The 18,435-nt window shown below is 36.3% G+C and carries 18 protein-coding genes and 1 pseudogene; 10 read left to right on the top strand and 9 right to left on the bottom strand.

Going from position 1 to position 18,435, the window contains the following annotated elements:
- Positions 1 to 514 (top strand): MFS transporter (locus tag Aba26S_RS16135; protein ID WP_043973477.1); only part of this gene is annotated, 514 nt, incomplete at its 5' end.
- A gap of 30 nt (positions 515 to 544) precedes the next feature.
- Positions 545 to 643 (top strand): YHYH domain-containing protein, encoded by a 99-nt coding sequence (locus Aba26S_RS21680; protein WP_151816940.1) that lies wholly within the window; start codon positions 545 to 547, stop codon positions 641 to 643.
- Between the two features lie 31 nt (positions 644 to 674).
- Here the strand turns inward: Aba26S_RS21680 and Aba26S_RS16125 are convergent, their stop codons facing one another.
- Entirely contained in the window at positions 675 to 944 is a 270-nt protein-coding gene (locus Aba26S_RS16125) for a metal/formaldehyde-sensitive transcriptional repressor (RefSeq protein WP_043973474.1), read from the bottom strand.
- A gap of 55 nt (positions 945 to 999) precedes the next feature.
- On the opposite strand from Aba26S_RS16125, the gene dmeF reads away from it, so the two are divergent.
- Entirely contained in the window at positions 1,000 to 1,926 is a 927-nt protein-coding gene (gene dmeF / locus Aba26S_RS16120; RefSeq protein ID WP_043973472.1) for a CDF family Co(II)/Ni(II) efflux transporter DmeF, read from the top strand.
- Between the two features lie 119 nt (positions 1,927 to 2,045).
- Here the strand turns inward: dmeF and Aba26S_RS16115 are convergent, their stop codons facing one another.
- From Aba26S_RS16115 to Aba26S_RS16095, 5 genes and pseudogenes are all read right to left on the bottom strand, one after another.
- Positions 2,046 to 3,266, bottom strand: coding sequence for a hypothetical protein (locus tag Aba26S_RS16115; RefSeq protein WP_043973470.1), 1,221 nt, complete (start codon positions 3,264 to 3,266; stop codon positions 2,046 to 2,048).
- 47 nt (positions 3,267 to 3,313) lie between these two features.
- Positions 3,314 to 4,264: a TniB family NTP-binding protein gene (locus tag Aba26S_RS16110; protein WP_043973479.1), complete on the bottom strand. Its 951-nt coding sequence runs from the start codon at positions 4,262 to 4,264 to the stop codon at positions 3,314 to 3,316.
- A 1,312-nt stretch (positions 4,265 to 5,576) separates the two neighbouring features.
- Positions 5,577 to 6,170, bottom strand: a pseudogene (locus Aba26S_RS21480) (transposase); the annotation flags it as partial.
- Positions 6,167 to 6,877, bottom strand: coding sequence for a hypothetical protein (locus tag Aba26S_RS21675; RefSeq protein ID WP_043973467.1), 711 nt, complete (start codon positions 6,875 to 6,877; stop codon positions 6,167 to 6,169). The pseudogene Aba26S_RS21480 and the gene Aba26S_RS21675, both read right to left, overlap by 4 nt.
- Positions 6,878 to 7,106: 229 nt before the next feature.
- Positions 7,107 to 7,286: a DNA-binding protein gene (locus Aba26S_RS16095; RefSeq protein ID WP_004911030.1), complete on the bottom strand. Its 180-nt coding sequence runs from the start codon at positions 7,284 to 7,286 to the stop codon at positions 7,107 to 7,109.
- A gap of 1,079 nt (positions 7,287 to 8,365) precedes the next feature.
- Between Aba26S_RS16095 and Aba26S_RS16090 the strand changes: the two genes are divergently transcribed.
- Both Aba26S_RS16090 and Aba26S_RS16085 read left to right on the top strand, forming a co-directional pair.
- Positions 8,366 to 9,001 (top strand): CDP-alcohol phosphatidyltransferase family protein, encoded by a 636-nt coding sequence (locus tag Aba26S_RS16090; protein WP_043973462.1) that lies wholly within the window; start codon positions 8,366 to 8,368, stop codon positions 8,999 to 9,001.
- Positions 9,002 to 9,011: 10 nt separating this feature from the next.
- A complete protein-coding gene (locus Aba26S_RS16085) occupies positions 9,012 to 10,760 on the top strand; it encodes a bifunctional alpha/beta hydrolase/class I SAM-dependent methyltransferase (protein ID WP_043973460.1) in 1,749 nt (582 codons plus the stop codon).
- 172 nt (positions 10,761 to 10,932) lie between these two features.
- On the opposite strand, the gene Aba26S_RS16080 is transcribed toward Aba26S_RS16085, so the two are convergent.
- A complete protein-coding gene (locus tag Aba26S_RS16080) occupies positions 10,933 to 11,460 on the bottom strand; it encodes a hypothetical protein (RefSeq protein ID WP_043973457.1) in 528 nt (175 codons plus the stop codon).
- Between the two features lie 234 nt (positions 11,461 to 11,694).
- Between Aba26S_RS16080 and Aba26S_RS16075 the strand changes: the two genes are divergently transcribed.
- Genes Aba26S_RS16075 through Aba26S_RS16060 form a run of 4 tightly spaced genes read left to right on the top strand, consistent with a single transcriptional unit; the run spans position 11,695 to position 15,083 of the window.
- Entirely contained in the window at positions 11,695 to 13,062 is a 1,368-nt protein-coding gene (locus Aba26S_RS16075; protein ID WP_043973455.1) for a phosphatase PAP2/dual specificity phosphatase family protein, read from the top strand.
- Positions 13,062 to 13,484, top strand: coding sequence for a hypothetical protein (locus Aba26S_RS16070; protein ID WP_043973452.1), 423 nt, complete (start codon positions 13,062 to 13,064; stop codon positions 13,482 to 13,484). The genes Aba26S_RS16075 and Aba26S_RS16070 overlap by 1 nt, the downstream gene beginning before the upstream one ends.
- A gap of 7 nt (positions 13,485 to 13,491) precedes the next feature.
- Entirely contained in the window at positions 13,492 to 14,142 is a 651-nt protein-coding gene (locus Aba26S_RS16065) for a 1-acyl-sn-glycerol-3-phosphate acyltransferase (protein ID WP_043973449.1), read from the top strand.
- Positions 14,139 to 15,083 carry a phosphatidate cytidylyltransferase gene (locus Aba26S_RS16060; RefSeq protein WP_005241508.1) on the top strand — a complete coding sequence of 315 codons (945 nt, stop codon included), beginning with the start codon at positions 14,139 to 14,141 and terminating at the stop codon, positions 15,081 to 15,083. Before Aba26S_RS16065 ends, Aba26S_RS16060 begins: the two co-directional genes overlap by 4 nt.
- A gap of 3 nt (positions 15,084 to 15,086) precedes the next feature.
- Here Aba26S_RS16060 and Aba26S_RS16055 read toward each other — a convergent pair whose 3' ends face one another.
- The gene (locus tag Aba26S_RS16055) at positions 15,087 to 16,112 is read right to left on the bottom strand and encodes an AraC family transcriptional regulator (protein ID WP_043973447.1); all 1,026 of its coding nucleotides are present in this window, start codon (positions 16,110 to 16,112) and stop codon (positions 15,087 to 15,089) included.
- Positions 16,113 to 16,242: 130 nt separating this feature from the next.
- On the opposite strand from Aba26S_RS16055, the gene Aba26S_RS16050 reads away from it, so the two are divergent.
- Positions 16,243 to 16,944 carry an NAD(P)H-dependent oxidoreductase gene (locus Aba26S_RS16050; protein WP_043973446.1) on the top strand — a complete coding sequence of 234 codons (702 nt, stop codon included), beginning with the start codon at positions 16,243 to 16,245 and terminating at the stop codon, positions 16,942 to 16,944.
- Between the two features lie 17 nt (positions 16,945 to 16,961).
- On the opposite strand, the gene Aba26S_RS16045 is transcribed toward Aba26S_RS16050, so the two are convergent.
- Entirely contained in the window at positions 16,962 to 18,419 is a 1,458-nt protein-coding gene (locus tag Aba26S_RS16045) for an efflux transporter outer membrane subunit (RefSeq protein WP_043973444.1), read from the bottom strand.
- Positions 18,420 to 18,435: the final 16 nt, after the last annotated feature.

Genomic DNA, 18,435 nt, shown 5'->3' with positions numbered 1-18,435 from the left:
TGCTTTTGTTTTGCCAAAGATATTGGATAAATTTCCTGATCGATCAGTTATGTTGACAGGTACAACAATTCTTGTAATTGGACTGTTAAGTGGTTATTTCATTACATCTTATAGTGGTTTGCTTGCACTTTGGTTTGTACTAGGTATTGGGTATTCTGTTTCACAAACACCTACAGGCCGTTTAATTCGCAAGTCTGCATCGAGTGAGAATAGGACTTCTCTATTCGCAGCCCAATTTGCGTTTTCACATGCTTGCTGGTTAGTGACTTATCCTTTAGTTGGATGGCTCAGTACTAACATAGGAACATTACAAACATTTATACCGATGGCAGTGATTGCAACTATTTCTTTATTACTTGCAATGCGTTTGTGGCCATCTCAGGATGAGGCACATTTACCACACAGTCATGATGAATTACCTCCAGATCATGAGCATTTGCAGCAGCATCGAATCAATGGAGTACACGTCCATGAATATGTTATTGATGACTATCATGAAAAGTGGCCTAAATAACTCTTTAAAAAACTAATCTTAGTATGTTTAATGGGGCTTGCAGTAACAAATGCTTTTGCTCATTCAGGTGGTACTGATTCTTCAGGCTGCCATACGAATAGCAAGACAGGGGATCGTCACTGCCATTAATAATAAAAATGAGTAGAACATTTTGTTCTACTCATTTTGAATAACGATCTAATAATAATAAGTACTGTTTCATTTCTTCTTCATCAAAATTTTGATCCCCTTTCAATACATGCTCTCTTAGATGTTGTTCTAGAAGTTGCTGCATTAGCCCGTTAACAGCACCCTTAATTGCTGCAACTTGTTGTAAAACATCAAGACAAGAACTTTCAGGCGTTAATAGTGATTTTTCTACAGATGTAACTTGTCCTTGAATTCGTTTGATGCGATTAAGAATTTTTTTATCTTGATGCAAATGAGACATGATTTTTCCTTAAAAAAATATATACTAGGGGGAGTATCTTGAAAAGATAAAATTTATGCAACTTCATAGTAACTTAGATCGTCGTCATTCTCATCAATTCGATGAGGGAAATCCTTTAGCGCAAAAGAAAATTCTGATAGCAACAATCCTGACAGCAATCATGATGGTATTAGAAATTTTTGGCGGTTGGATTTTTAATTCGATGGCCTTACTCGCAGATGGGTGGCATATGAGTTCACATATGGTTGCTCTCGGTTTAGCCTATTTCGCATATCGAATGGCTCGACATTATGCTCATGATCAGCGCTTTAGTTTTGGCACTTGGAAAATTGAAATTCTAGCTGGGTACAGTAGTGCTATTTTACTTATGGTTGTTGCACTCTTAATGGGAATTCAATCTGTCGATCGATTAATGAATCCCGTAAATATTCATTACAATGAGGCCATACCAATTGCAATCGTTGGCTTATCAGTAAACTTGATTTGTGCATGGTTGTTGCACGATGGGGGACATCATCACGACCACGATCATGGTCATCACCATGAGCACGATCACCACCATGACTTAAATCAAAAGGCAGCGTTTCTGCATGTGGTAGCTGATGCCGTTACTTCTGTATTGGCAATTGTTGCTTTAATTGCGGGGAAATATTTTGGGTGGAGTTTCTTGGATGCATTATTAGGTGTGGTTGGAGCCATTCTTGTCGCTAAATGGTCATGGGGATTATTAAATGAAACAGGAAAGACACTACTCGATGCGGAAATGTCTCACCCTGTGGTTGAAGAAATCAAAGAAGTTATAGAGCAATTTCCTCAAGTTAAGATTACAGATTTACATGTTTGGAAAGTTGGTAGAGGTAAGTTTTCTTGTATCTTGGCTTTAGAAAGCATAGGTGTAGACTTAACACCAGATGTCGTTAAGAAAGCTCTTTCTATTCATGATGAGATTGTACATGCGAGTGTTGAAATACATTTTACTTAAGGGCAGTAATCAATAATTGAGATGAATAATGCTATATAGACTAATTCTGATCCGAAAATTATTTATTTTTTGACGATAAAGGATACCTAAAAAAGCTTAATTAAAAAATTCAGCATTTTTTAGATTAAAATTAAATCATCTTTTTTTATTTTAACTCCTATAAGAACCTCTTCATAATTAAAATTATATAATAAAGTGGGACTATAAAATATTTTATCAAGTAATTCCAATTGTTTGCTTGGTAAAAATTTATGAAGATAAATAAAATCACACTCAACATCTTCAAAGCTTAAATTTTTAGATAAACTTTTACAAAAATGAATAAAATCCTCTAATTTAATAGTATTATTTTTATCGTATTTTTCAGAATACTTGTTAATTATCAATTCTGAAAATCCATCATTTGTATTCAATATTTTTTTAACATTTAAATCAACTTTTATTTGCCCAAAATTTTCATTGTAATAATTCAAAAGGTTATATAACTCTTTGTCGTAATTATTGGAAATTTTGTCGACGAGCTCGAATCCGACAATATTCGAAAGACTCTCTCTAATTTTCAAACCAACTAAAGAAATGCTATTTATCAATCTAACTATTCTAAACACTAACAAGAAAAATTCATATCTAACTGTTTTGTAATTAGGAAATCTAATATCAGTTCTTATAAATAACTCTCTAAACTCTTTGACTATAAACGAATCTGGTTGTATTAAAAAATCAATAGACTTTCTTAATCCTTTATGTAAATTATTTAAACTATACTGCTCACTTCTACTAGGTGATAAACCTCTAAAATTAAAAAAATCATTATAAATCATAAAAATATCACTATGGCTTATTCTTTCATCACATTCAACAATATAATCACCAATATTTGAATAAACATAAGTCTTGCAGAATTTGCAGATTTCAATTTTTTCGGCATCCCAATCTAATAATTTATTACAGTGGGGACACCTACTTATATATGGAATCGAATGAGTAGGACATATAACATTTTTTCTGTATCCATTAAGAGAGACATAATTGTGCTGCTTAATACAATATGGACAAATTAAGAGACAACTAACTACATAGAAATTATTTTGATCAGTTAGACACAATTTATTTATCTCATCTTCTACTAAATCTGTAAATTTGTAAAAAACTAACTTATCAAAATTCCCTTTAACTATGTTGATAGTACTTATCTTATTTTCAAAAATTGATTTTATGACAGAATTTAGTGAAGGGTAAGCATTAGCTATTTTTATACGATTTAAAAAACTTAAAATAAATTCATCTTCTTCTGGTATAGGGATGACAAGAAAATTTCTATTAAAATTTGGCTTATTCATTGCTTATACTCCACTTAATGAAAGTATGATTACGTAAATAATTAGAACTAAGAGTTTCTTATTTTTGAAGAAATACTAGTCATATCTAGACGAAATGGATTTGATTTAGTTTTACTTACATAGGAAGTAATACCGTCATCCCATGCTTTAATAAACTCTTCAATCGTTATTGTATAGTTATCTTTTTTCATCACTTGAAAAAGACAATTTTCTAAAAGAAGCATTAGGTAGGCATGGTGACCATTTGTAGCTATATAAATCTGTAAAGCTAATAGCTGACTTGTTAAAGAAGGTTCAAATTTAATATGTAAATATTTTTCGATATTTAATGAAATCTGATGAAGGAAAGCATGTAATGTCCCTGGTTCATCTATTCTTGTAACTCTAAGCTGATTCAGCTTAAAGGTTTGTGAGAATCTTCGGGCAAGCTGACTGTCAACCTTCAATAACGACTCAAACTCAGGTAGACCCACTAGGCAAAAGCAAATACCAGTTTCATTCACCAAGGTTTTTATCCAATTGCATACCACTGTATTAATTCGTTTGGTCGAAGTTTGAAGATCAAACAAATGATGAAATTCATCCATAAATATCAGCCTTGTTTCACATACTTTTAACAGTGCTACAAGTTTGTGATTCATCTGTGCTGTGCTCCCTGAAAAAGGAGCAGGATCATGCAAAGCATTTAGCATACAACTTGCAACAGATTTCACAGTAGCTGGTGAGGGTACTTCTATATAAAACACAGGGACTATAGACTTCTTAAATCCCTCCTCAGTCCGATAAGTAGGCGGATGCTTTTTCACAATAGTTTGGCAGAGCGTTGTTTTTCCTAATCCCCCTTTTGCTAATAACAAGCAACCAAATGGCTGAGCGTATGTTTTATTTTTTTCTGCACAAAGTAAAATCCCTTTATAAGCTGTATTAAATTCAGATGAAACTATAACAAGTTGCATGATTTTATTAATTTTATCTAAAATAACTTGATCACTATTCATTATCAAACTCCCAAGTTGAAAAATCTGAATAGTTATCTTTTTCATCGAATAGGTTATCTGAAACTAAGTCTCCTGTCTGTGCTGCTATAAGTGGTAAATTACTGAAACTAAATACTTCTTCTTCAGCTAGATTAAATTCCATTGGGTCATCCAAAAGAGTTTTTAAATGATTTGGCAATTCAATCTTAAGTTGTTTCGCTTTTTTATTTAACTTAACCTCCGATTGAATACGCTGATGTAAAGCCCATCGTGCAAAATCTGTTACATGTTCACCCAATTTTTCTTTATCCGCTTTTGATATTTTCTTTTTTTCTTCGAGAACCATCTCATGTTCATACAATGTCAATCCTCTTGTATAGGTTGGATCAGTTGAATCAGCTCGAATATAATTACTACTATCAAATGGATCTTGAAAATAAACATATTCTAGATTTGATTCATCCACCATAAGGATAACTTTATGTATCCCCTGAGCTGACAATGTTGCAAGTACGTGAGATTTATAAGTTAAATACAGGAATTTAACCTGACCATGATTTATATTTTTTTTAAAAGTTTTTCGTGTAAGGACATCAATCTGAAATTTTGAGAGCAGAATAGGAGGGCTTATGTTAACTGCATCCTCCCATGCAAGTATAGGAGCTCGATTTGTACTTGAATGTATACTTTTATGATAAATTTCATCAATCCATTCAGTTAGATAGGATCTTAAATTGGCTAAAGTAATGCTAGCATTTTTTTTTGGATCATAATCGGCTTTTTCTCGAGGATTTGAAAATGTAGTACCCTTTATTTTTTGAATCAGATTATAAGTTATTGTCCCAAAAAAACGTTCAATTTTAGCTTTATCATTCGGGGTTCTATTTTGAGCGGGTTGGATAGTAATACCTAATTCACAGCATATTTTGCTCATTGTATTGTTTTTAAATTCCACACCATTATCAGGGATAATCAAGCTGGGAATTCCACCTGGAAGACCATTATGTGGTCTATCCAACATATCTTTAAAAGTTGCAAGAGTACTCGAAGCATTAACAGGTAGCATACTTAGATACCATCCAACAATACAACGAGTAAAGATATCAATAGCACAAGTTAGAAAAGGACGCCCCATAACATCTTTCGATTCTTCATCGATAATAAATATGTCTAAATAATGAGTATCAATTTCGACTATTGCCATCACAAATGGGCTTTCTTTTTTTATTCCGGCAGCTTTAAATGTTGTATTTGCAATTCTCGCACCTTTTTTTGCTCGTAGTACAATGTAAGGATCCAACTGCTTAATTCTTCGTTGAATAGTACGTAATGATGGACATTGATTAACATTTATATCTTGCTCAAGCATTTTTGCTTTGATAACCGCACGAACATCAATGCTGCTTCGACGTTCTTTCGGTTCTAAATAGCACTCTTTAATTGCAAGATTTATAATTTGTTCAATTTCAATATTGAAGCGAAGAAATTTATTTCCTACCTTGAATTTATTTAAGGTATAGAGATCCTTGTCATTATCTAAATACAGTTTTATCCACCTCATGACTGAACGAGGTGAGGGCGGAGAATGGTCCTTTATTCGTCTTGAAACATCGATAATTGTCTTATAAACATTAAGATGTGAATGGGGATGACTAACTGAATTTAACACAGTTTTAATATATTCTTGTTTTCTCAATAGATCTCTAGTTTTTTCCATACTTAATAGTGAGTCAGATAAATCTCCGTTTAATGTGATCTCACCTGAATGATATTTTTCAGTAAATTTTTCGATACTAATTGAGTAGATTTTCCCCCCAGCGATTGCTGAGTAGCGTACCATCCCTTGACTTGTCCAACTAACTTCATAGGGGGTTCCGGTTAGTAAAAATCTTAATCCTATCTTTGGAATTAACAAATGTGAGTTCATAGTAGCCCCCGAGATCTGACTGCCTCTACTAGAGCTGGGATGTAAACTGGCATAGAAATATATTTATAAAATATTAAGTAGTATGCTATATCAATAGGCAAGCTATTGTTTTCAAGTATTTTTTGTATTTCTATGAATAATAATCGATCATGAGTAGGAATGACTTTTATTGCTTTATCTAGCAGCTGATCTGTCCACGATTGCATTCCTAAGCGTTGATAAAAATATAATAATGCACTTTGGTTAAATCCCAGCACAACATCACTTTTATCGACTATCTTATATTGTATGTTATGGTAATTTATTATTTTTTTAATTCGATGATGTTTCTTGTCTTTTTTTTCTGTCAAATTAAGTTTATCTGCCTTTACTTCATGGACTTCAACGCGGCCATCAGAGTATTTAACTAAAAAGTCAGGATAATTTGATTCACATTGACTTAATTGGATTTTTAATGCTTGTGTTCGATAGGAAACAACAGAAAGATCTCTCTCTAATTCAATTGCATATGCTAATTCCAAATTACTTTCAACAGGTATCATTCCAACATTTTTTTTACTAGGAAATAACGAGGTACGTTTACCAACGCTACCTTGATGAATTTTCCTGATGCCATGCAAGACACCTGCAATATCAGAGCCACGCTTAAAAGCAAGTTCGATCTGTTCATGAAGATTTGAGTTTGGATCATCTTTATATTTTTTCATTTGGAATACCTTCCTTAACTAACTCGCTAAAAATAAAACAGCAGGGCTGCTATTCAGAAACGAGCCTGTTTATTCACTTTGTAAAAAACAAAATGTTGGGCTTGACGAATTGCCCAATACAGAAGATACTTCAAATACGTGGTTTCAGTACTTCTGTATTGGAATCAAACGACTTATGTCTGCAAACATAAGTCGTTTTCTTTTTTTATAAACCTATAAGAATAAATTTCTATTGCTTTATACCTAACTTCACTGCGATCAGATGGCTTTTTCCTCTTTGTGGAATGCGTGTGTGATTCAATATCTGGTAGACCAATGGAGCAGGGAAATTATTTTCCCTTGACCATTCCGCAATTGATATACCAGAACTATTAAATTCTTCTTTTACTTGCTGGATACTTTTAATCATCTCGAAAGCTCCTAAATTTTTTATAAAAATATAGTAATTTTATAAAAACTACAATTTTCCATATTTCTTGTTTAAGACCAAAATTTTCCATAAAAAATCAAAAAATAGAGTTTAAATTACACACAAGCCTTTGTTTTTATTATCTAAATATGCATTTTTGAAAGTCAAAGACTTTGATATCTAGTCTTAAAATGTATTCAAGGGTTTAAGAGCTAAGTTTAATTTTTTTCGATACTTATTATCAATTTTTAGCTAGGGTTTTAAGTAAGATTAATTTACTAAGACTTTTATATACTTAATAAAGGTGGAGTGGTTTAAATACATTTTAATTAAAACCTAGCGATACTTTTAAAGTTTCATGAATATATTTTAAAAAAGCATAGGAAAAGGGATAAATGTATTTTAAGGCATTGAAATATTTTATTACATTTTTGTAAGAATTCTTTTTTACGGAAATAAAATATTCAGGAGATTTTTTAATAAAAAGGTAGCCAAGTAGTATTTCATCAGAGAAATTGGAATTCTTTATTCTACTAAATGAGCTGCGTAAACTTCACAATGATATAGATGCTGACGTTAGATCATTGAAGCTTGATAAGCGCATACGATATGTTGGAAAGATAAAAGGGTCATTCATTAGAGCTAAAGAATTGCTAAGAACTCTAGGTAGGACAGCATGAAAAATAGGAAAAAGTTGAGCCAAAGAGTTTCAAGAGTCAGGTCAATCAAGTACATGCATGTGTAACCATATTAAATAAGTTCATCAAAGTAGGTAAAACCGTAATACCCAAGTTGTAATTTAAATTTGAATGCTATGCACAACATAGACATATGAATGACGTAACATCTGTCGCGAATGACAACTTATATGTCGCGTGACGTGACAGTGATAGAAGCGCACCGCCTTTAGGTATGCCATTTAACATAATATACATTATGCGAAATAATACAATATTAATAATTTGATATGTAATGACTTTTATAATACTCAATTTCCCTCAAATACTGATGTATGTTGACATGCACTCAAATATTAAACACAATGCTTTCACTATATAAATGTGTTTATACCAATAACAATGCCTTCGATTTATCAATTAAAACCAGCATTTCAGAATTTACTTCGCCCATTTGTACAATGGCTTTATTCTAAAAAAATCACAGCGAATCAAGTTACGCTCTTAGCAATGTTCATTTCTGTAGCCTTAGCAATCGCACTTTATAGTCTGCATCTTTACCAACAACCTTTAATCCTATTTTTACTATTGCCTGTATGGATGTTGCTTCGTATGGGTTTTAATGCAATTGATGGCATGCTCGCGCGTGAATTCAATCAACAATCAGAACTTGGCGCATATTTAAATGAAATTTGCGATGTCATCTCAGATTCAGCGCTTTATCTATGTTTTTTAGGCTTAGCCTTTATTAATTCCTATTTATTAGGTTTGGTCGTATTTCTGGCAATTCTGAGTGAATATGCTGGCGTTATGGCACCTTTAATTGGTCAGGAACGTCGTTATGATGGTCCTATGGGCAAAAGTGATCGTGCATTTTGGTTTAGTTTAATTGCAGTATGTGTCAGTTTTAGTCCATATTTAATTCAAAATAACTACACAAATTCAATCATTTACATCTGTAATGGACTGCTTGTTTTTATTGCAGCACTATTGGTTTTGACAATTTATAACCGTATTAAAAATAGTATTCAACTTTAAGGAAAATCAGATGCAAAGCTCACAAAAACATATATTTACTAGCCATGATGATACCCAATTAGCCTATCAACATTGGCCAGCGGCTACAGAACAAGACATAAAAAAGGCAATTATTTTATTCCATCGTGGACATGAACATTCTGGCCGTATGGCACATTTGGTCAATGAGCTTAATCTACCAGAATTTGATTTCTTTGCATGGGACGCACGCGGACATGGAGAGTCACCTGGTTTACGTGGTGATGCGCCAAGTTTCTCTGCATGTGTAAAAGATATTCAATATTTTGTGCAACATATTGAATCTACGTATAACATTACATCAAGCAATATTGCTGTGATTGGTCAAAGCGTTGGCGCAGTTTTAGCAGCAACTTGGGTTCATGATTATGCACCAAAAATCAGAGCTTTATGTCTAGCTTCACCCGCATTTGATATTAAACTGTATGTCCCATTTGCGAAAACAGGTTTAACGGTTCTCAGCAAACTTAAAGGTAATTTCTTTATTACCAGTTATGTAAAAGCCAAAATGCTGACGCATGATGTTGAGCGTGCAAAAACCTATGATACAGATCCACAAATTGCCAAAGCCATTTCTGTACGAATGCTTTTGGGTTTATATGCTGCCTCTGAGCGTATCGTCAATGATGCACAAAATATCTTTGTGCCCACTCAGGTTTTATGCTCTGGCTCTGATTTTGTGGTGTTCCGTAAGCCACAACGACAATTCTACGAAAAACTTCCTCATCCACGTAAAGAATTTCATGTTCTAAAGGGTTTTTATCACGATACTTTAGGTGAAAAAGATCGTCATATTGCAATCGAAAAAATTCGTCGTTTTATCTTACAAAGCTTTGCTGAAGATTATCAGGCGCCAGATGTACTCAATGCCGATAAAATTGGTTCAAGCTGTGCAACTGCTGAACAATTGAGTAGTCCACTTCCCGCTTCTTCAATCAAGAATCTGTTCTGGAATTTAACCAAACGGAATTTAAAACTCGGCAGCAAATTTTCCCGTGGTCTTAGAATTGGTGAAGATACTGGTTATGACTCTGGCAGTACGCTAGATTTTGTCTATCGAAATCAAGGTGAAAGTAAAAACATTCTCGGTAATATCATTGATCAACAGTATTTAAATGCAATTGGTTGGCGTGGCATCCGCGTGCGTAAACAGCATATCGAGCAGTTATTGGCGAAATATGCACAAGTTTTAAATAAGCAACGCAAAGACATTCGCATCCTAGATATCGCCGCGGGTCATGGTCGCTATATTTTAGATGCGGTGAGTCAACTGCCAACACCACCGAAATCCGTCTTATTAAGAGATTATAGTCAATTAAATGTTGATTCAGGTAGCGCCTTGATCCAAGAACGAAAACTGGACAATATCGCCCAATTTGAACTCGGTGATGCCTTTGACACGCCGTCATTGGCCAAAGTTAAACCAAAGCCAAATTTGGTCATTGTGTCTGGGCTTTATGAGCTGTTTAGTGATAATGATTTATTAAGACAATCACTCTCAGGGATCCATCAAGCTATGTTACAAGGTGGTTTCCTGATTTACACGGGACAAATTTGGCACCCACAACAAGAATTTATTGCGCGTGCTTTAACCTCACACCGTCAAGGTGACGCTTGGGTAATGCGGTTACGCTCACAAGCCGAAATGGATGCACTGGTTGAACAGGCTGGCTTTAAAAAAGTGGATCAATGCATTGATGAATTTGGTATTTTTACAGTTTCGGTTGCCCAAAAAATTTAAATACATTTTGATGCATTAGGTCTAGGCATGGTAGTCGTTGCAGCACTTGCTGAAAAACCAATGATAATAGGGCACCTCGAAAAACCCTTGCACTGATTGGGGTCGATCGGCGGAAGCCGGTTTTTGGCGTCGCGAAACTTAGGTAGATCATGCGAAAACGTCAGAGGATTGATCAGAAATTTGAAAAAACCACTATCTTTTTATCCACAGAAAAATCACTGACCCCGCATGGGAACCCATCGTGCAAATAAATCTCTAGGATTTTTTTCCACATCAAAGGGAAAAAATCATTTGCATAACATTGAAAAATCATTTGAACATCTCCAGACATGGAGTCTCGTAAATTATCAATATCATTTCGTGGATCTATAAGCTTTTCCACTGCCCCATTGAAGTCACCTCGCAGGGCGCCAAATGATTGATTCTTCTCCAAATGATAATCTACATAAGAAAAGGATTCCCAGCCATCCGGCAGACCAAGCCCATTTTTCTTTATGTCTTGCCAGACCGGAAATACAGCTGAGTCATCGTTGGTCATATATTCAATTGCTAAATTTCCATCGTTTATCACAGCAACATCCATAGCGCCGGAGTAAGGTTTAGAGAAAAAATCCCCCCTATCAAGAAAATCGACAAAATCCCTTGCTTTGACCAATAATTCATTCCACTTTGAGTTCGATGTTTCCCACTTTGAAGTCATTTCATAGCCTTTTGATTTGATTACGCAACGCTGAATGCCAGTCCAGTTTTACCGCACAAACTGTTCCGCCGGGGTGACGTGTTGCAGATATAGGTGTGTCTCCTGACTGTATAGCGTATGCCCTGCCCTCGGGTGATGCGTAATTCAAGAATGTAGCACATCAAACTGTATTGATGAATTTGTAATTTTTACGGTTTTCGTGCTAGTGTTCAAAAAATTTAAATAAAAACTTTTATGCAAAATAATATTTTAGATCGTCAACCGGGTACATGGAAATGGGGGCTACTCTGTTTAGTCTTTTTAGCCCCCTTTTTCTTTTTAACCTATGGTTTTGCAAATCAGTATGCATCCAGTTTAACGAATGTTCCAAGTATCGTTTTCGCTTGGGAACATCACATTCCACTTTGGGCATGGACCATTGTGCCTTATTGGTCGATTGATCTTTTTTATGGTCTATCTTTGCTATTGTGCTGGAATAAATTTGAATTAAAACAACATTCACTTAGGCTATTTTTTGCCCAGCTTATTTCCATTAGCTGCTTTATCATCTATCCACTCAAGTTTAGTTTTGAACGGGCTGAGTTAGATGGTTTCTTTGGACTCTGGTTTGATGTGTTGATGGGTTTTGATAAACCTTTTAACCAAGCACCCTCCTTACATATCGTACTTTTGGTGATTTTGTGGGATTTTTATCGTCGACACATCAAGCCAAGCTACCGTTGGCTGGTTCATATTTGGTCATTCCTGATCGGACTCTCTGTTTTAACCACATGGCAGCATCATTTTATTGATATTCCATTGGGTTTACTGGCAGGTGCGCTATGTTTATGGCTGTTTCCACTCACAGTCAAAGCACCTTATCAAAAAGATCCATTACAGCAACGTACCCGCAAACATTTAAAATTAGGCTGTTTTTATCTGATAGGCGCCTTACTGTGTCTGATACCTGTATTCTTATTTAAAGGCACTTGGCTATGGATGTTATATCCAGCCATCAGTCTATTGCTAATTGCATTGGCTTATTTCACGGTTCGACCGCACTTTTTTCAAAAACAACAGAATGGCCGAATGACGGTTGCTGCGTACTTACTGTTTGCCCCTTATTTTCTAGTGGCAAGGCTAAATAGTCGATTATGGACTTATCGACACCCTGAAGACTCCCTGATTCTGAACTTAAACGGCGTGGATCTCTATCTGGGTCGTATTCCATCTGCTGAACATAGCAAACAATATGATGCTTTATTTGATTGCTGTGCTGAGTTAGCGGTAAATCAGCAGGTACAACACTATGAAAAATTTAGCACACTCGATTTAATCCCTATCCAAACTAAGCAACTACTGGTAGCTGCAGAACAATTCGATCGTTTGATTCAGCCTTTACGACAAAACAATCAACCACAAAAAGTTCTAATCTTCTGTGCGCTTGGCTATTCGCGTAGCTGTAGTGTATTGATTGCCTGGTTGTTACAGCAGAATCATGCCACTGATGTTGAAGAAGCCATTGCCTTAATCCAACGATGTCGTCCCTGGATTGTTTTGAGTGAGACACATATTGCTGAAATTAAACATTTCCAAATGCTACTCACTCAGGAGATGCAATAATGAAAATGAATTTTGTTGTGGTAACGCGCCTGTTAAAGCAGAGTCAGAGTATTTTAAAGTCAGGCTATTTGGTCTTTGTTTTGTCAATTATTACCTTATCTTTATTTTCGAAAATGCAGATCCTGATGCCTCTTTTACTTGTTACAGGGCTATTGATAATTCACCATTATTTATTTATTCGAATTGAGCTTGATCGAGGTTTGTTGCAGCATATGGTTGACCAATCTGATGATGCAGAAAACCTGACTCAACAACTTGACCAAGCACTGTTAGACTTAAAATTGATGCCTGCAAATAAAGCTGGCCGTGATTGGTTGGTACGCTTCAAGGGATGTTTGAGATTACTCAAAATACAGATCGCTATCGTCTTGGTACAATATGCGGTATTCATCATACTGTTTTATAAATTAGCGCATAGATGAAGATTGAATGAAAAAAAATATAATCACGCGATCCCTTGCCCGTTTTATTGCTTTCCTCACCCGTCGTGGTGCAAGGTTATTAACAGGTGCAAGAAGTTTATGGGTTGGCTGTGAGCCTGAACTTAAACAGCGAATCTACTATGCCAACCATAATAGTCATATCGATTTCATTTTATTATGGTCTTCCTTGCCCATTCATATACGCCGACAAACACGCCCAATCGCAGCGTCCGATTATTGGTTAAAAGATGGATTTAGACGTTTCTTAATTCAAGACACCTTTTCGGGCGTCACCATTCAACGTAATCGTAGCGATCAACAAGATCCCTTACAACCAGTGAAAGATGTCTTGGCGGAAGGCTATTCGATTATTTTCTTTCCTGAAGGAACCCGTAACTTGAATGACGATATTGAGTTACTTGAATTTAAAAGTGGTCTGTATTACCTCAGTCAACAGTTTCCTGAAGTTGAAGTTGTTCCCGTTTGGATTTCTAATTTAAAACGGGTGATGCCCAAAGGTGCATTTATTCCTTTACCTCTACTTTCTACTGTTATTTTTGGTGAACCTTTAGCTTTAGATCAATTCGCAGATAAAGAACAGTTTCTACATCATGCTCAGCAGCAATTATTAAAATTAAAAGAGGCCGAGAATCAATGAGTTTAGATAATCTGCAACAAACTTATCTACTGTTTGGCATCTTTGCCGTGATTTTAGTGATTGCCTCAAGTATTGGCTTTATCCTGAAACAAAAAGCAGGAGCAACGCCATCTCCAGTGATTGATAACTTAAATGCCCGTATCAATGCGTGGTGGATCATGCTGATTGTATTAGCAGCCGCCATTCTATTGGGAAAAACCGCTTTTATTGTGCTGTTTGGGCTTATTTCATTTTTTGCATTGCGTGAATTTATTAGTTTATTACCGACACGGCGTGGCGACTATCTGCCTTTGCTGATCGCGTTCTACTTTGTTATTCCCTATCAATATTATTTGGTCTATACCAATTGGTATGGGTTATTTTCGATTTTCATTCCGCTGTATGTATTCTTACTTATTCCAATTGCCAGTTTAAAACTGGAAGATACTACCCACTTTTTGGAACGCAGTGCCAAAATTCAATGGGGTTTGATGGTCAGTGTATTCTGTATTTCCCATGTTCCTGCTCTGTTAAACCTAGATTTACCCCAATTTAAGGGGGAAAAGATCTGGTTGGCGATTTGGCTGATTATGGTGGTTCAAGCCTCAGATGTACTGCAATATGTGTGTGGTAAACTATTCGGCAAACATAAAGTCGCCCCAACCCTATCCCCTTCAAAAACCGTAGAAGGATTGCTAGGTGGTATCATTTTGGCAACGGCGCTGGGCGTACTCATGTCATCATTGACCCCATTTAATTATTGGCAAGCCGCACTGATTGGATTGATTGTCTGTATCTTTGGTTTCTTCGGTGGACTGGTCATGTCTGCAATCAAACGTGACCGTGGTGTAAAAGATTGGGGGCAACTCATTCAAGGTCATGGTGGTATGTTAGATCGCATCGACTCCATCTGCTTCTCTGCACCAATCTTCTTCCATATTCTACGCTATTGGTGGAGTTAACCCCTAAAACGAAGAATGGCCAATGCTGACTTCACGATAGAACTTAGGTGTCACATTGGTCCATTTTTTAAATGCCCGTGAAAAATGCGAAATATCAGCATAGCCCAAACGTTCCGCAATTTGCTCAATCGAAAGCTTAGATTGCTTTAACAGCTGTTCAGCTTGTTTACGGCGGACTTCAGCAACAAGGATTTGAAAAGAAGTTTGTTTGCTGCTTAATTGGCGCTGTAAGGTTCGTTCTGAGAGATGCAGTTTTTCAGCGACCTGTTTTAAGGATAGGAAGCCATCATGCTCGTTATATAGTAATGCTCTGACTTTTGAGTCCACACGACCCTTTTGATTCCTTTTTTGTGCAAGTTTATACGCATCTTGTTCACACTGTTGTTTACTTAATCGTGCCAATAAAGTATCTGCTGTCTTTAATGGTAAAGACAACCACTTTTTTTTAAAGCTTAAACAATCCTTATCACAGTCAAAATAAATATTTAAATCATTAAACTTTTTAATATTATTATAAAAATCAGGTTTTTCCTGCTGTAACTGAAAATGAATTTCAAGTTTCTGCTGAGCCAAGTTTTCCAAAATTTGTGAAAAACCCAAAATTAAAAACATCAGTCCATATCGATGCAGTTTAAATTTTGGTGAAGGTTGTTGGAAATATAAATAAGCCATTTCGGCTTCTATTCGTAACTTGGGTAGAAAAACGGAACAATGTAAACCAATAAATTGTTCCAGAATTTTTATTGCCTCTTCCAAGTTCTCTGCAGCTGTTGCTGCAATCCCGACATGCCCATAGCAAGAGACTTTCATCTCTTCAGCAAGATAGATGCAAATTGCAGGCTCACCTGTCAATAAAGCAGCTTTTTCTAATAAATGGTTAAAAATATGAAAGTCGACATACCAAAATGGTGCATTCAGCGTCTGTGTGGAAATTCCAGTTCCAGCCAAAAGTTGTTCCGAAGAGACACCCCATTTCTGTATGACATCAACCAATAGATTGACATAAGTACCTGGTAATTCTGGATTCATATTTGCTCCATTCAGTCAAAACCCATTTGGCGTGAAATGGTAAATGTTGGCGCTTAATGAACTATGACATTTTTTTAAATTTAAGCATAGTAGATTGATCTAAAAACGGCTCTGAGAAAGTGACCCTATTATGAATATTTTGATTGTACATGCGCATCCAGAACCACAATCATTTACCGCAGCCCTTAAAGATACCGCGCGGCAGACTTTTGAACAGCAAGGTCATACTGTCGAGATTTCTGATCTCTATGCAATGAATTTTAATCCTGTTGCTTCAAAAGATGACTTCTCATCTTTAAACCAAGCAGATTATTTAAATTATGCACTTGAACAACGTCATGCATTTAAACAGCATCATTTAGCACCTGATATTCAGACAGAAATCGAAAAAGTTCAACGTGCTGATTTGGTGATTCTAAGCTTTCCTTTGTACTGGACTTCTGTACCCGCGATTTTAAAAGGTTGGATTGATCGTGTGTTTGTATCTGGTCTATTTTACGGTGGTAAACGCTTTTATAACCATGGCGGTATGTTGGGTAAAAAAGCCATGCTGTGTTTAACACTCGGTGGCCGCGAACATATGTTTGGTGAAGGTGCTGTGCATGGTCCTCTTGAGCATTATTTATCACCTCTGCAACGTGGCACACTTGCCTACGTTGGCTTTGAGGTACTCCCGCCATATATAGCCTATCATGTTCCTTATATCAGTCAGGAAGATCGACAGAAGATTTTGGTGGATTTCGAACAATACTTACAAGGCTTAGACGATCTACAGCCCTTAGCCTTTGCACTATTGGAAAATTTTGACGATAGAATGAATCCACTGCCATAAAACTGTGATCTCAATGATTAATCATTGGATTTAAAGCTTCCTCCCATTGAGCTGATTAAATTAACAGTCGTTTGATATTGCTTACTCATCAATGACCAAACACTGTTCTGTGCAGAAAGACGGCTATTTTGGGCCGTCAGCACATTTAAATAACCAACAATGCCTGCTTTATATTGATTCATGGTACTACGTTCGGCACGTGTAGCCGCAGCTAAACCCTGCTGTTCCTGAGCAACTTCTTTCGATAGCAAATATTGCGCAGCAATATTGTCTTCAACATTTTGGATGGCAGATAATACTGTTTGCTTATAGGAAGCAGCACTTGCATCATAGGCGGCCTTTGCCTGCTCTGTTTGTGCGTGACGAAGTCCTCCATCAAATAACGTTGCTGCAAGTGTTGGTCCAACGGACCAGATAAAATTAGGTGCATTAAATAAATCACTTAACTTGCTACTTTTATATCCTAAGCTGCCACCTAAGCTAAAATCAGGGAAGAAAGCCAGTTTAGCGACACCAACCTGTGCGTTTGCCGCTGCCATGGTTCTTTCTGCTGCGGCTACATCTGGACGGCGTTGTAAAATACTTGAAGGCAGATCAACTGGAATTTGTGGTAATACGGGTAATGTTTTCGGCATCGTCAATTGAAACTGATCTTGAGGTTGTCCAATCAGCATGGCGATCGCGTGCTGTAATTGTATTTGCGATAATTGCATCTCTGTATAGTTGGCGAGCGCAGTTTGATATTGACTTTGTGCCTGATCGACCGTGGTTGATGCAACAATACCTGCTTTATATTGGTTTTGTGTTAGCTGTAATGATTTCTGCAGGTTTTCCAGACTTTCTCGCTGAGACTGTAATTGAAACCCTTGTACCACCCACTGCAAATAGCTACTTGTGAGTTGTGCCTGCATACTGAGACGGATCGAGTTAAGTTCAGCCTCACTCGCCTGAGCTTTGTCCTGATTGACCAATATATTTTGACGGACTTTTCCCCAGAAGTCAGGTTCCCAACTGGCACTCAGACCAAGGTTATAGTTTGTTGTCGTACCACTATCACCTGATTTAGCTCGGGTTATAGCGCTATTGCCTGTAATCGTTGGTCGTGCACCTGCTTTAGCTTGATTGAGCAAAGCCGTCGCTTGACGGTATTGAGCTTCATATTGTGCAATCGATGCATTTTCACGATTGAGCTGGTCTACCAACTGATTAAGTTGCGTGTCCTGAAAAATTTGCCACCATTCACCTTTAGGTAAACTATCACTTGGCACCGCAATCTTCCAACCTTCTGTTTCCCATTTTTTAGCATCCAAGCCATATTGTGAGGGTTGAGAAAACTGCGTCCCAACATTCACTTTTGCTGTTGGTTCCGGCTTAATCATTTGACAACCTGATAACACCCCCACTAAACCCAAAGTAATAAAATTCAGTGTTTTAAAAGATTTGGTTGGGTTGTGTAATGAAAAAAACTGATACATCTGGTTGTCCTCTTTT

The organism is Acinetobacter sp. NBRC 110496, from assembly GCF_000876115.1.
Classification (GTDB): Bacteria; Pseudomonadota; Gammaproteobacteria; order Pseudomonadales; family Moraxellaceae; genus Acinetobacter.
The sequence above is the reverse complement of the archived record's forward strand: the minus strand, read 5'-3'. Positions and strand labels throughout refer to the sequence as shown.

Coding starts and splice junctions, on each gene's coding strand:
- Aba26S_RS16055 (WP_043973447.1), bottom strand. CDS start 16,112: ATGAATCCAGAATTACCAGGTACTTATGTCAATCTATTGGTTGATGTC.
- Aba26S_RS16090 (WP_043973462.1), top strand. CDS start 8,366: ATGCCTTCGATTTATCAATTAAAACCAGCATTTCAGAATTTACTTCGC.
- Aba26S_RS16085 (WP_043973460.1), top strand. CDS start 9,012: ATGCAAAGCTCACAAAAACATATATTTACTAGCCATGATGATACCCAA.
- Aba26S_RS16115 (WP_043973470.1), bottom strand. CDS start 3,266: ATGAATAAGCCAAATTTTAATAGAAATTTTCTTGTCATCCCTATACCA.
- Aba26S_RS16080 (WP_043973457.1), bottom strand. CDS start 11,460: ATGACTTCAAAGTGGGAAACATCGAACTCAAAGTGGAATGAATTATTG.
- Aba26S_RS16110 (WP_043973479.1), bottom strand. CDS start 4,264: ATGAATAGTGATCAAGTTATTTTAGATAAAATTAATAAAATCATGCAA.
- dmeF (WP_043973472.1), top strand. CDS start 1,000: ATGCAACTTCATAGTAACTTAGATCGTCGTCATTCTCATCAATTCGAT.
- Aba26S_RS16065 (WP_043973449.1), top strand. CDS start 13,492: ATGAAAAAAAATATAATCACGCGATCCCTTGCCCGTTTTATTGCTTTC.
- Aba26S_RS16070 (WP_043973452.1), top strand. CDS start 13,062: ATGAAAATGAATTTTGTTGTGGTAACGCGCCTGTTAAAGCAGAGTCAG.
- Aba26S_RS16060 (WP_005241508.1), top strand. CDS start 14,139: ATGAGTTTAGATAATCTGCAACAAACTTATCTACTGTTTGGCATCTTT.
- Aba26S_RS16050 (WP_043973446.1), top strand. CDS start 16,243: ATGAATATTTTGATTGTACATGCGCATCCAGAACCACAATCATTTACC.
- Aba26S_RS16095 (WP_004911030.1), bottom strand. CDS start 7,286: ATGATTAAAAGTATCCAGCAAGTAAAAGAAGAATTTAATAGTTCTGGT.
- Aba26S_RS21675 (WP_043973467.1), bottom strand. CDS start 6,877: ATGAAAAAATATAAAGATGATCCAAACTCAAATCTTCATGAACAGATC.
- Aba26S_RS16045 (WP_043973444.1), bottom strand. CDS start 18,419: ATGTATCAGTTTTTTTCATTACACAACCCAACCAAATCTTTTAAAACA.
- Aba26S_RS21680 (WP_151816940.1), top strand. CDS start 545: ATGGGGCTTGCAGTAACAAATGCTTTTGCTCATTCAGGTGGTACTGAT.
- Aba26S_RS16125 (WP_043973474.1), bottom strand. CDS start 944: ATGTCTCATTTGCATCAAGATAAAAAAATTCTTAATCGCATCAAACGA.
- Aba26S_RS16075 (WP_043973455.1), top strand. CDS start 11,695: ATGCAAAATAATATTTTAGATCGTCAACCGGGTACATGGAAATGGGGG.